Origin of the sequence: Larkinella sp. C7 (assembly GCF_006149005.1) — a bacterium.
GTDB lineage: Bacteria > Bacteroidota > Bacteroidia > Cytophagales > Spirosomataceae > Larkinella.
In genome coordinates, this window is record NZ_VBSL01000004.1 from 178,697 (window position 1) to 191,779 (window position 13,083).

Genomic DNA, 13,083 nt, shown 5'->3' on the forward strand with positions numbered 1-13,083 from the left:
CAGGACGCATACCGGAAGTTTTATTGAATAAAAATTTGATGTTTATAGAGTTGACGTATATTAGTGGCGTGTATGGCACCCCGACCATATGGAGGTATGCGCAGGGGTAATCTTAAATGAATACACGTTTCCGAGAACAGCCCTGGTCATTTGGCCGGGGTTTGTTATGAAGAGTATGAAGTTTTTCTGAATCACAAATTCAAGACGTACGCTTTTACGTATATATCCACACGATAGATATTATAAGCCTCAAGGGCTGCCTATTTTCTCCCCTACAAATCCGACTATTGGCCGGATTTTCTTTTTCGGACATTTGTTAGATTGCAACTTCAGAAATGAATCCCAATCATTTTTTAACTCAACAGGGGAATCTTGATATACGGGTCTGAAAAAACGCAAAACGTTTTCCTTGTAGGATGGCAAGCAATGTTCTGGTTGGACCAGCGCCCCCCTTGCGGAACGAGACAAACTGATCCAGTATGACAATTAGTTACAGTTTATCAAAAAGTCGTTCAACTTGATTTTTGATAATCTGTTTTTTTGAATTACTAAAAGTCCTTTGCAACTAATCCTGGCAAAAAAATTATGTTATTTCTGAAATTGTTGAAGTCAATCCACCTTTAAAGGAGGACCAACGACCTGCATTTCATGGTCGGCAAAGATTTTTGATATTTCCGATTGAGAAGGCTCAATCGTTAAACCTGCCATGGTTACAAAAAATTCCTCGAGCTTGCCTGCTGGTTGAAGCATTACGGTCATTCGACCTTTTTCACTGATCTGCGTCCAGGCATGGGGAACTTTTCGGGGCAAAAAAATACTGTCTCCGGTTTGAAGTTCAAAGCGATCCTCACCCACCAGAAATGCGTAACGGCCTTCCTGAACATGAAATACTTCATCCTGATTGGGATGCACGTGCAAAGGTGTACCTCTTTTGGGTGAAAGCGAAGTTTGTTCAAATACGGCCAGCGCACCGTTGGTATCTTTTCCAGATACTTTCACATCCAGAATATTGGCATTGACCCCTTTGAGTTGGATATGGCCATGATAGCGTCCTTCTCCTTTTGAAATTTTAAAGCCTTTTTCCGCTCGCTCCGGGATGGCAAGGGGAGGATCAATCGTGGTCAGCGGAGCTGTTGCCAAGGCGGCCTGAATAAATTTTCTACGTTTCATACCAATTGTAGTCAAACTATCATTTTTGGCGAATTGGTCCAATGCCAAAGCAGGAAGTGATACTTACGAAAGATACACTCCAGATAAAGTCAACATGTAAAGCTTTTATTAAAAGGTAGATTGCATTTTTGTCGTATCGAATGGTTTATAAAAAACCTGGATAAAATGAAATTTAGAACCCGCCCCCATCTCGATGCAAAGGGAAAGGCAAAGGTGACTTTGATCGAAATTTTCCAATCTATAAGGGTGCAAAGACATTTGTCTTTGTACACTTATAAACCCTATGGGCATCTGCCTTCGCCCTGATGTTTTTGAATCAGTCTATGGATAGACTCAAATATGGCTATTGATAAGAAGTACTTCTTTCTAAACCGTCAAATGGGCTTAATATAAAACGGACGTTATTTTGACTCGGTTAAAGTACATAGTTCATGGCCGTACATCCGCATAGCGTCGGCGTGGTTGGCTTCATTGATCAACCGGGCGCAACTGGTACAGTAGTACTTTTCAGTCGAGTGATTGAACCAAATAGCCCGGTCCCGATCACAGGCGGTACGGTTACAAATGCCGTCGAACTCGCCTTTATTCTTCAGGCTTGATCATACTCAATTGTTCGGCAATCTGCCGGGGCGTTATACCCTTCCCGAATGAGCCGTGAAACTTAATCTTATTTTTTGTGATCTTGACTTTCATATCGGACGTTTTATTTATTTTATGGTTTGAAAAAAACAGCAGGTTCTTTATTTTTCCACCCAGTAAGTTGGTAGATATTAAAAATGTTCCTAACCTTGATTGAGCGATGCCCCAAAAACAAATTTTCATTATTGAGGGCGAAACCGCGCTGGCTAGCACGCTTCAACTTGCCTTTAAACAGATCAAGAGCCCTCACCGACTACAGGTTTTCACCAGCGGTGATTCATTACTTGACTTTCTATCGATTGGTCATCTTTTTCCTGATTTAATCTTGCTTGACTATCGTGAGTCCAATCAGGGAGGAATCCAAGTTTTAAGCGCACTCAAGCACCATATAGATTGGAAAACCATTCCTGTGATCTTATGGAGTAGTCACCTAACTCCCGAACAAATCCATGAATGCTACCTGCTGGGTGCTAATGCGTTCCTTGAAATATCTGATAAATGGGACGAAATGATCGTACAACTTGAAATTCTGTGTGAATACTGGTTTGAGGTGGTGCAACTACCTGAAAAGCCTCTGATTCGATATTGATTAACTTCTGGTTAATGTGTGTAAAATGCGGAGGTTTGTTTAATGGGTTGAATAGATTAACTTTAGCTTAATCAATTTACATTGAGTCTCTTTTCCGCCCTTGTTTTCCATGCTGTCGGTCTAGCACCTCATAAACCGACAGATAATGTTGTTACTTATTTTTACTGTTTTTCACCCCGACGACAGCGATATACGATCTCTGGTTTTTTATTCAGAACGCCTTGAGGCCAGTATTGATCTACTCAATTACTATGTCAAGCTCGGATATACCATTCTGTCGGCTGGTTTAAAGGAGCTTGATGGAAATGAAATAACATTGCCCATCGAAGTTTTTGATGGTGAGCCTATGGGGGATTATATTCTGCGGCTTCAGGAAGAATGGAAAAAAATATTAAATAACCGTCCATAAAACGTGGATTTGTTGACAATTGACTGAAACTTTGGACTGTAAAGTGTTGGTATTCAGAACTGAAAAGCAACTCATTCTACCAATCAAAAGTCCGAAAACAGGTCCGGCCGACGAGTGCCAGGAACACCAGTTGGCAATACCGGCGCTGCGGTTGTAGCTGAGGGCGTATGCAGGGTGCTCGATGAGGTAGTTGTTTTCCTGTGAAGCGTTTGCATTGCTGGGGTTGCCGAGGGCTAAGTTGGCATCGCGGGTGGGTATGGATGTATCCGAACCCGGCTGATCGGCTTTCTTGCAGGAGGCTGGAGCCAGAAGGAAGAAAACGGCGGAGAGGAGGTAAACAATGATGCGATTCATGCAAACAAAGGCAGAGCCAGTTAACTAAAAATTTCATTCCTATCCATCTCCAGCCCCGGTGCCGGCAAGGTCTGCACCCGAAGTTGGCCTGCACGGTCTTGTTTGGTTATGGGCTGATAAATCCCATTTGGGTTCAAAACGAACTGGTCGATCTGCCGTTTCTCCGGTGAAACAATCCAATATTCCTTAATGCCAAAATACTGGTAAAGGCGGTGTTTCGCCAAACGATCTATTTCCTGGGTTCGGGCGTCGGTTACTTCGACAATCCAGTCCGGTACACCATGCCAGCCGCGCTCGTCCAGGTAATTCGGCGATTCTTTCCGAATGACGTATAGATCGGGAAGCACCAGGTTGAAACTATCTTCGGGCTCTTCATACCCCAGGATTAGTGGCAAGGGTAAAGACCATGTTTCATACGCCGGATCAGGCCACTTCTGGGTTACCTGCATCCCGATGCGACCCACCACCTGCTGGTGAGCAGGTGTTTTGCCGGGGGGGCTGAAAACCGAACACTGTCCGCCAATAATCTCGAACCATTCACCAAACTCCCAGGTCAGGTAGTCAGCATACGAATACTGCCTGTTCAGATCCAGTTGCGAAGGAGCGGTGATCGTTGTCATAGTTAGGAGTTAATAGAGAATTGATTGCTTTCTTCTTCCGTTGTCCGGGTTTCCGCGCGGTTGATTGATCCCAACCGCTGCATATTCTCATCGACCAACTCACTAAAGATGTGCAAATAATTTCGTTCCAGGGTCCTCAGGTGCTGAATACCTAAAATCTTTTGTACGGCTTCGGTTCGGTAGCCTCGGAGCAGGAACAACGCTCCGGCGGTCTTTCGGCAGATCTTGGTCGTTAACCGAAAGGGAAGGTTCATCATCTTCTGGATGATCTCCAGGTTGCGGTTCACCCGCTGAATCGTCACGGCAGGCCAGTGAGGAGCCTGCTCCAGCAAGGCTTTGGCTTCGGGCAGGAGGGGAATATGCGAAACGCCCCAATCGGGTCTGGCCTGGTGGACGGCCTGGAATTTCTGCCGTCGGATGACAATCTTTTGTCCGAAGGCTAACTCCACCAGGTGTTCCGCCGGATTCCGAGCCAAGTTAACGGCATCTTTGAAATCCAGTCCGGTGTAACAACTCAGCAGGCCCCAATTCCGCACAGTGTCCAATTGTTCGGGTAGAACCAACTCTCCTAATTGTTGAACTTGCTGGGGAGATAGACAGTATATCGTTTTGGCGGGCTCGGCCGTTAGGTGCAACTCGCTGAGCTTGTTTCGAGCGATCAGTTCCTGCTCGACACTATATTGCAGAATCTCCCGAATCTGACCAATGTGCCGGGAGGCCGAATCGACGGATAAGGGGCGTTGGCGGAGCCAGGAATAGTAGGCTTTTGCCCAGCCAATGGAAATGGCGTCCAGCGACAGATCTGGTAGCTGATTCGTATTCAAATACGAGGCCAGGAGGTGATACCCCCGGTTCCACTTGTAAAGCGTGCCGGGGGAGCCGCGCTCGGGTAGCGGGGCCTGGTGTAATTTCGTCAGGTACTCTTCATACACCGATAGGAGTTGAACCGAGATTCGTTCTCCCGAGAGCCAGTACCGTTGAATCAAGGCGGGTGACACTCCCTGATTTGATCGTTGCAAGTCCAGCAGGATGCTGCGGTGATCCGCCCGAATATCCGACAGACACCGGTTGACAATGCGGGCTTCCCGGGTGGGTCCCTGGGCCTGCTGACAAGCAGGATTCCAAAGCGAGCGTAAAAGGTAGATCCCTGACCCGTACGGTGGCCAATCCTGATCATCGACGCGCAGAAAGCATTGCAGTTCATCAAAAGCCGATTGCGAATTCGGGAGAAAATCAAATGTCAGCTTCAGGCTTACCCGCTGGCGAGAGGGGCGGGGTGGTAATCGGGACGGTGGGGGCATGGGGTTCGACAAAAATGAGCGCGAATATATTTCAATCATATGAATAAACCGGCGATTCATTAGTAGGTTTGCCGCATGGATTCGTTGACCTTAACCCCTTCCTTACCCCTTCGCAGCCGTGTTGCTCTTGTTTTACGGTTCGACTTTGCCGCTCACTCCCCTCCGGGCCTGGCCGAATTACAGTGCCAGTTGACGGTGAATGAGACCACGGTGGAAGCCTACGGATCGGGTGTTTTCATCTTACCCGCCTTGTGGAATACCACCACGCAATGCCCGGATGGAGACTCCGCCGAAGCGCGCATCGTTGGTCAATTGCTCTCGGATATTCGGGCGGGTCACCTCTCGATTTTTCAGGCGTTGATTCGCGCCGGCCTACCGGTGAATGCCCAGCGCGTACAACACCATTGGATCAGCGAGGAACCCATTGCGCCCCGGTTGATCCACGTTTATGATGAATACCTGACCACGTTACTAGCCATGCCCGAGCCGGAGCGCCGGGCCGTGGGTACCCTCTACAAATGGCAACTCAGTTACCGGTATCTGAGAACGTATCTGGAATCCACCGGCCAGACCGAATTACCCTTGAATCGGGTTACCATCGGGTGGGCGAAAGACTACTACCAGTGGCTCCGGGCTCGTCCACTGGCCATCAACTATTCAACGGAACTGATCGGCAACGTGCGCGAAATTCTCCAGTTTGCCCTGGAAAACGAATTGATCCCCGAAAATAAGTTGAGTACTTTGAAGCTGACCTGGCAGGCGAGCAAAGCGATCCACTGTTTGTCGTTGGTGCAACTCCAGACGCTGGAACAACTCGACTTACCCAAACCCCTGGATCGGGCTCGTTGGTGGGCTCTGTTTTGCTGTTATACGGGATTGGATTACCCCGATGCCATCGTGATTGCCAAAAGCCCGGAAGCTCACCTGGTCCGTTTGCCGCAGGGAGACAAAATTGTCTGGAAGCGCTTGAAAGTGAAACAGGTGCATCAGGCGTATCCCGAGTGGGCGGTTTGCCACATTCCCCTGCTGGAAGAGACCCAGCGGCTCCTGCCCCGGATGCAGTCCTTACGGGCACCCTCGTTCACCGGCCTAAATGAGAATCTAAAGAAGATCGAAGGTCGGCTGGATTTACCGTTTCGATTTACCACCAAAGTATGCCGTAAAACGGCAGGAGCACTGTTTATTCACCGCGGCTACCGGATGGAAGCGGTGCAGAAGATCCTGGGGTTGAAGGATTTTAGGACGTTCCAACGGCATTATCTGACAACCTGGCAGGAGGTAGTCGATGACAATATGGAACGGGTGCAGGACTCGGAATCAAGGTCGGGAGATTACATAAGGTAATCACTCCATATTCACCGATTTCAGGAACTGGTAGATGCGCTCCCCGAGTTGAAACTGATTGAGGGAGCTGATTTCGTATTGGGAAAAGTAACCCGCCACGATTAACTTGCCTTGCTGGCAGTACTGCTGCTCAGCCGGGGAGAAAGCATCCCCCTGGCTCCAGTTCAGATCGAACGTTACCACGCCCGTTGGCAGATGGTAAAACAGCGTGTACGACGTTAGGTCGAATGGGGTAATTGGCTGGATTCCGGTTTGATTCTTTGACCGCTCGAAGGCCGCTGGTACGGTTCGGGCTACGGAAATACATTCAGACTGGCGATCCAGTCTATCTTTTCGAGTCATTGCGGAATACGGAAGGCGGGTTTAATTGACGCTATCAACCGGGCCCGTAAGATATTCGGATTTTCTGTACTGTGTTCGTTGGGTAGTTAAAAAGTGGCAATATGTTGATCGGAGGTTTAGTTGAATCAGGCAGCGGTCACCCTTAACGTCCTGAAGGTAGTTGGACGGTCTTTAACCAATACTGCAGGGTGCAGTCAAGCTGACGGGCCAACTCTGAATACGTCGACGGTTTGGTCATGTAAGCGTTGGCGCCCGCAGCATAGCACTGTTCAATATCTTCATCCCGGTTGGAGGTTGTCAGCATCAGAACCGGCACCTGACGTAAGCGGACATCTGCCTTGAGTAGTTTCAGGGTGTCCAGTCCGTTTAACACCGGCATGTTTAAATCCAGCAGAATAACGGCAGGAAGCGGACTGGTTTCCTGCTCAGCCAGGGCATCCAGGAGCTGCTGACCATCCTGGAAAAACTGGAGTTGACAACCGGGCTGATGCCGGGCGAAGGCCTCACTTAATAAAAAGCGATCATCCTCGTCATCTTCGGCAGCCAGAATGACAAAAGTGGGTTTCGTATTCATCAGGAGGGTGTTGCAAGGGTTATCGGTGCTAAAGATAGCTGGAAGAGCTTAGAATTCCCTAAACCTACCTTTGGGTCTTAATTGATTAGGGTAGTTCCTGAATAATTTGCCGTAAAGCTTGCTGCCACTGAGCCATAGAAGAGGGTTTTGGCAAATACCCATTTGCTCCCATAAGTTCAATATTGGAGGCAAAGGAGGAAGGGGTCTCTCCACTCATGACAATCACCCGGGTATTCTCAAAGCCCGCCATTTGCCGCAGGAGGGAAAGAACTTCCAGGCCACCGAGGCCCGGCATTCGATTATCCAGCAAAATCAGCGATGGTGATATCGCCGTGTTTTTGAGGAATGTCAGGGCAGATTCGCCATCCCGAAAAGTCATTAGCTGACACGGCCATTCCAGGACTGAAAAAGCTTCCTCCAGAATCCACAAATCATCTTCATCGTCTTCAATCAAGAGCACTACCGGAAGTTCCATTAACGTGTAGAGTTGAAATAAATAATTTTATCATCTTATGATGAAAACAATACTCTACCACAACGGGTTATGTTCTGCTTTGTTTGCTTTAATGAGAAAGTGTAGTGGAATGATTAAATTTGCTTACGGTTAAAGTGAGATTACGGGCAAGTAGACCGTAAAAGTGGCACCCTGACCCGGCTGGCTCGTTGCGGTAATAGCGCCCCCGTGGTTGGTAACCACTTTCTCACAGATCGCTAAACCAATACCGGTTCCGGCAAACTCTTTTTGGGTATGTAAGCGTTGAAAGACCTGAAAGATGCGTCCCAAATACTTTTCATCGAACCCGATGCCGTTGTCTACCACATCAATGCGGTTATACTCATCAACCTGCCGGGTAGGCTTCACCGAAGGAGGTAAGTCAACCTGCCGGACGATGCCTGAACGAATGCTAAGTTGAGGAATCACATCCGGCCGGCGGAATTTAAGGGCATTACTCAGTAAGTTTTGAAACAGCTGTTCCAGTTGGGTTGCATCACCCCAAACCGTTGGCAGCGGCCCGACGTTCACCTGGGCCCCCGATTCCTGAATAGCCAGATCCAGCGTAATCAGGACCTGATTAACCAAATTACCCAGCGAAACGGTCGTACTCCGATCCCGCTGGATTGAAATGCGGGAAAAATGAAGCAGACCTTTGATCAATAAAGACATCCGATGGGCGGCTGATTGCATGCGCTCCAGGTAATCCTGTCCGGTGCCTAACTTTTCCCAGTGCTGCTCTTTCAGCATGTCGCCAAACTGCTGAATCTTGCGGAGGGGCTCCTGCAAATCATGGGAAGCCACATAGGCGAAGGTCTGCAGGTTCTCATTCGAGCGCATCAGGAGCTGATTCGCTTCTTCCAACTCCTCGTTCAGGGCCGCATATTCTTCGTTGCTAGCGGCCAGTTCTTCATTGATGGCTTTCAATTCCTCCGCCAACAACTGCTGCCGAACATAGCTATCATGTAGTTCTTTTTCGGCCTTTTTTCGTTCCGTCAGGTCCCGGGATACCTTGGTAAAACCAACGTGCGTACCGGTAGTATTGTAAATGGCCGTGATAACGATGCTGGCCCAAAACCGACTGCCATCTTTCCGCAGCCGCCAGCCTTCTTCTTCATACCGCCCGACCTGCCGGGCTATGGTTAATTCATGCGCGGGTTTGCCATTGAGAATATCTTCTTCAGGATAAAAGATCGTAAAGTATTTCCCGATGATCTCTTCCTCGCTATACCCCTTGATGCGTTTGGCCCCTTCGTTCCAACTCACAATGCGGCCTTTTTCATCCATCATGAAAATGCCATAGTCGACTACCTGCTCCACCAGGGAGCGGTACCGCTCTTCACTCAGGCGAAGGGATTCTTCCATCTCTTTGCGGGCGGTCAAATCGCGGGTCACTTTCGAAAAACCAATCAGTTGATTGCGGTCATTGAACAGCGCTGTGATGACCACATTGGCCCAGAACAGCGAGCCATTCTTTTTAACCCGCCAGCCTTCTTCTTCGTACTTGCCGGTTGCCCTGGCAATCTTCAATTCGCGTTCGGGCTTCTGGCTTTCGAGGTCCTCGCGGGTATAAAAGGTGGAAAAGTGCCTGCCAATGATTTCACTGGCCGAATAGCCTTTGGTGCGCTGAGCGCCCTCGTTCCAGGTCAGAATGTTTCCGTCCCCGTCCAGCATAAAAATAGCATAGTCCTTTACTCCTTCGACCATGAGCCGGAACCGTTCTTCCCGCTGGCGAAGTTCGAGTTGCTCTTTTAGCTGCAGCGAAGCATCCTGTACGAAGCAGCTATAGCCCAACAAGGTCGTTCGTTCATCGTAAACGGGCGTTACCGTCGTCGCTGCCCAGAACAGCGTTTGATCTTTTTTTACTTTCCATCCCTGGGTACTAAATTTGCCATTTTTTCGGGCCTGGCTCAACTCGTACTCCAGTTTAATCTGGTCATCGTCATTGGGGTAAAGAAGCGTAACCGATTGATTCATCAAATCCTGGGCCGTGTAGCCCGTAAAAGCGGTGAGGGCCGGATTGAAATAGGTGATATATCCCTCGGGATTCAGCATCAATACGCCTTCGCTGACACTTTGAAGTAACAGGTGGAAATGGGTGAACATAACGGATGCATAGGCTATAAAGCCGTTGGGGAAAAGAAAGCATCACAAAGTAATGAATGCATGCCGAAATAGTAGTCATACGGGTCTGCAATCCTTTTTTATGGTCTCATTGCAACCTGTTTTCAATAACATCCGAAAGTTTCCTGTGAAAGAATGCACAGTTGCCCAAACCTCTATTATATAGTAACGGTATAGGTTGAACGTAAGTCCAGAAGAAGCCGGCAAGTCGATCCGGTAAAATGAGAAATTAAAGTAGAATTTACTTTCACCTTATCATCACCTGGGTGTAAGAGAGTGTTTATCCAGGGTAAAGTCTGCTTTGGAGGGCCTAGGCTTTCAACTCGTAAAGACTAGTTGTAATCAAAAATTGATACTCGTTACCGTTCGGGCATATCTTCATGGAACGGAATTAAGTTTCCGACAGACTAGCATTACGTGGATGACAGGATTTGGTGTGAAAGAGGAGTCAAGATAAATATTTTCCATTAAGTTCAATAGCGCTAGCCCAGACAAACTTATGTTACTTTAGTCGGTAAGTCATGCTACCAATTCCGAGCTTATCAGCCTTAACAGTAGCCTCTGTTGACCTTGTTTGAAAAGCGAATACACATTCACAATATCTAACTCTTCTCCCTTCTTAGCATTATCATGAAAGATCTACAAAATACTTTTTGTGCCTACTTATTGTATAATATAAATTTATTGTATAAATTTATAAAGATAAAGAATTCAGCAAAATGTAGTTTCCGCCATGAAATTATCCCTTCATCAGCAGACGGAAGAACAATACCGCTTATTTGTGGAAAATGTCCTGGAATATGGTATTTTTTTGCTCGATCCACAGGGCTTGATCCAGACCTGGAATGAAGGAGCTGCTCGAACCACAGGCTTTTCAACACAAGAGGTTATTGGGCAAACGGTTTCCATTCTTGATCCCCCGCCTGAAAAAGGGGAAGCCAAATTTAAGGAGGAATTAGAACGAGCCCTTCAGCAGGGACGATTCGAGCATGAAGGCTGGCAAATAAAGAAGGGTCATGACTCCTTCTGGGCGAACCATATTATCACGCCCGTTTATGATCATCAACACCAGTTGGCAGGCTTCGTAAAAATTATCCATGATTTGACCCGTACCAAGCAGTACGAAAGTGCTCAGCAGCAAAAGCACCAACAGGAACGGTTGTTGATGATGATCGTCGAAAAATCACCGGCGGGTATTGCCCTGTTAGAACCCACTTTTAATTCTCAAGGCCAGCTCACTGATTTTATCTACAAACTAACTAACCCCGCCAATGCAGCCACCAGTGCCCAAACAGTGGAGCAGCAAACGAAGTATTCCCTGAAAACACAGTTCGCTGGCATCGAAGGCAATCTATTTTGGCAAAAGTTAATCGCCTGTTACCATTCGGGCCATCCACAGCACCTTACGGGGCACTACATCGCCTATGGGCTGGATATCTGGATTGATGGAACATTTTATAAGCTGGAGAATGAGGTGCTGTGGATCTGTCTGGATGTTTCCAAGCAGAAACAAGCTCAACTAGAAATGGAGAAACAGCTGAGTAGTCTACAAGAAGCGAAAGATCAGGTTGATATCGATTTAGTTCGGATCCGGTTAGCTGAAAAGGAAGTGGGCAAAGCCCTGGAAACCGAGCGTGAACTGAATCGACTCAAGACGGAGTTTGTGAACCTGGTTTCCCACCAATTTCGCAATCCGCTCACCAGTATTTACCTGAAATCGGAGGCCATGAAACGGTTAAGTGAAGGATGTCATGATCGAACTTTTGCTCAAAAAGTGGTGGCGTATTCAGAGCAGGTTGGTCGGGATATTCACCGGCTCAATAAGCTCATCTCGGAAGTGCTGTTCAATGAACGGATTCGATCAGGCCAGGTTGAGATTCATCAAGAACAATTGGAATTTGTATCCTATTGTCGAAACTTGATCCACCAGCAACGACAGCATGATCCCTCTTACGAGCGAGTGAATTTTGTTAGTGGAAGAGAAACGGTGTTCCTGTGGGCTGATCCCATGTTATTGGAACAAATATTGGAAAATCTGATGAGTAATGCTTTAAAGTATTCGGCCGACTCGGATAGGGCTGTGGAAGTAAAACTGGAGGAAACGCCGAATGGATGGATCATAGCCGTTAAAGATTACGGAATCGGAATTCCAGCCCACGAGCTCAAGCACGTCAACAAAAGTTTTTACCGGGCTACGAATACGAGCCTTTACCCCGGTACTGGATTAGGGCTCTCGCTCTCGCACCGCTTTGTCAAGATGCATGGTGGACAGCTTACTATTGAAAGTGAAGAAGGTTGTTATACTCTATGTACCGTCAGGTTGCCCAAGTCTACTCTAGGAATCAGAGTGTGAGGGTTAATACTGAGAATGAAAGCCCTTGTGTTTATATGCAAACAAAAGCGCAGCTATTGATTATAGTATACTATTAAGCCAATTCCTCTACGCCAAAAAGTAACTTACTTACTCGCGTATTATGGCATTATTTACTAAGTTCTACTACAACTATCTGATTGCCGAAAGGAGCGTGTTCGAGCAAATCAAACAGCTCCTTGAGAAATTATATGTTGAAACTACCATAATTGTACCCTGAAGGTAATCTAACAAGTTGAAGCGTCACCTAGTTACTCAAAAACAATTATTCGCTTCTTAGAAAATAATCAAAATTAAGTAATTAATTGAATATGAGTAAGTTGTGTACTTAATATGAAGTATTGTTGAGTCAGAATTATTCCATGGGCGTAAAAGGGATGACCCTGTCTTAACTTTACCCCATTCCTATGGTTGAAGCTGCATATCCCCGGCACTTCAGTCAGGAATAAAACGTGTAGAGTGATCTGGGTGGGTTGGAGAACGGGAAATTGATTGGCTTCTGTCGTTTTTGCAAGTTTGCATGGTTTGCAACTTTGCAAAATGCCTCAGGTTCTCAACCACAATGGGCTCTTTGAAAGACAAATCGCATAATCAAGATAGGTAAATTTGAAAGGTTTCCAAGACCCGTACCTTGTCGAACCAATCGTACCAGTACGAAGAGGACGAACTGGTACGAGCTAACAGCTTATTAGTACACTATACCATGACCGCTAGGTGAAGTACTACATAGGTAGCAATATCCTTCCGAACTAT

12 protein-coding genes are annotated in these 13,083 nt (G+C 47.1%); 4 read left to right on the top strand and 8 right to left on the bottom strand.

The window, feature by feature from the left end; genetic code table 11:
• Positions 1–609: 609 nt before the first annotated feature.
• Positions 610–1,218, bottom strand: a complete 609-nt coding sequence (locus tag FH871_RS11770; protein WP_229317227.1) for a cupin domain-containing protein — start codon at positions 1,216–1,218, stop codon at positions 610–612.
• Between the two features lie 751 nt (positions 1,219–1,969).
• Here FH871_RS11770 and FH871_RS11775 point away from each other — a divergent pair.
• Both FH871_RS11775 and FH871_RS11780 read left to right on the top strand, forming a co-directional pair.
• Positions 1,970–2,398: a response regulator gene (locus FH871_RS11775; protein WP_138991630.1), complete on the top strand. Its 429-nt coding sequence runs from the start codon at positions 1,970–1,972 to the stop codon at positions 2,396–2,398.
• 145 nt (positions 2,399–2,543) lie between these two features.
• The gene (locus tag FH871_RS11780; RefSeq protein ID WP_138991631.1) at positions 2,544–2,807 is read left to right on the top strand and encodes a hypothetical protein; all 264 of its coding nucleotides are present in this window, start codon (positions 2,544–2,546) and stop codon (positions 2,805–2,807) included.
• Here FH871_RS11780 and FH871_RS33470 read toward each other — a convergent pair.
• The 3 genes from FH871_RS33470 to FH871_RS11795 are packed head-to-tail and all read right to left on the bottom strand — an operon-like array spanning position 2,790 to position 5,082.
• A complete protein-coding gene (locus tag FH871_RS33470) occupies positions 2,790–3,161 on the bottom strand; it encodes a hypothetical protein (protein ID WP_212768221.1) in 372 nt (123 codons plus the stop codon). The genes FH871_RS11780 and FH871_RS33470 overlap by 18 nt on opposite strands.
• A 20-nt stretch (positions 3,162–3,181) precedes the next feature.
• Positions 3,182–3,781 carry a Uma2 family endonuclease gene (locus tag FH871_RS11790; RefSeq protein ID WP_138991632.1) on the bottom strand — a complete coding sequence of 200 codons (600 nt, stop codon included), beginning with the start codon at positions 3,779–3,781 and terminating at the stop codon, positions 3,182–3,184.
• Positions 3,782–3,783: 2 nt separating this feature from the next.
• Positions 3,784–5,082, bottom strand: coding sequence for a site-specific integrase (locus FH871_RS11795; protein ID WP_171062827.1), 1,299 nt, complete (start codon positions 5,080–5,082; stop codon positions 3,784–3,786).
• Positions 5,083–5,157: 75 nt separating this feature from the next.
• Here FH871_RS11795 and FH871_RS11800 point away from each other — a divergent pair, with 75 nt between their 5' ends.
• Positions 5,158–6,426 (top strand): phage integrase SAM-like domain-containing protein, encoded by a 1,269-nt coding sequence (locus tag FH871_RS11800; protein WP_138991634.1) that lies wholly within the window; start codon positions 5,158–5,160, stop codon positions 6,424–6,426.
• On the opposite strand, the gene FH871_RS11805 is transcribed toward FH871_RS11800, so the two are convergent.
• The 4 genes from FH871_RS11805 to FH871_RS11820 all read right to left on the bottom strand — a co-directional run bounded on the left by FH871_RS11805 (position 6,427) and on the right by FH871_RS11820 (position 9,941).
• A complete protein-coding gene (locus tag FH871_RS11805) occupies positions 6,427–6,768 on the bottom strand; it encodes a hypothetical protein (RefSeq protein ID WP_138991635.1) in 342 nt (113 codons plus the stop codon). It abuts the gene before it with no gap.
• A gap of 142 nt (positions 6,769–6,910) precedes the next feature.
• A complete protein-coding gene (locus tag FH871_RS11810; protein WP_138991636.1) occupies positions 6,911–7,342 on the bottom strand; it encodes a response regulator in 432 nt (143 codons plus the stop codon).
• An 85-nt stretch (positions 7,343–7,427) separates the two neighbouring features.
• The gene (locus tag FH871_RS11815) at positions 7,428–7,817 is read right to left on the bottom strand and encodes a response regulator (RefSeq protein ID WP_138991637.1); all 390 of its coding nucleotides are present in this window, start codon (positions 7,815–7,817) and stop codon (positions 7,428–7,430) included.
• A gap of 129 nt (positions 7,818–7,946) precedes the next feature.
• A complete protein-coding gene (locus tag FH871_RS11820) occupies positions 7,947–9,941 on the bottom strand; it encodes a PAS domain S-box protein (protein WP_138991638.1) in 1,995 nt (664 codons plus the stop codon).
• A gap of 751 nt (positions 9,942–10,692) precedes the next feature.
• On the opposite strand from FH871_RS11820, the gene FH871_RS11825 reads away from it, so the two are divergent.
• Positions 10,693–12,312, top strand: a complete 1,620-nt coding sequence (locus FH871_RS11825) for a PAS domain-containing sensor histidine kinase (protein WP_138991639.1) — start codon at positions 10,693–10,695, stop codon at positions 12,310–12,312.
• The last annotated feature ends 771 nt before the right edge of the window (positions 12,313–13,083 follow it).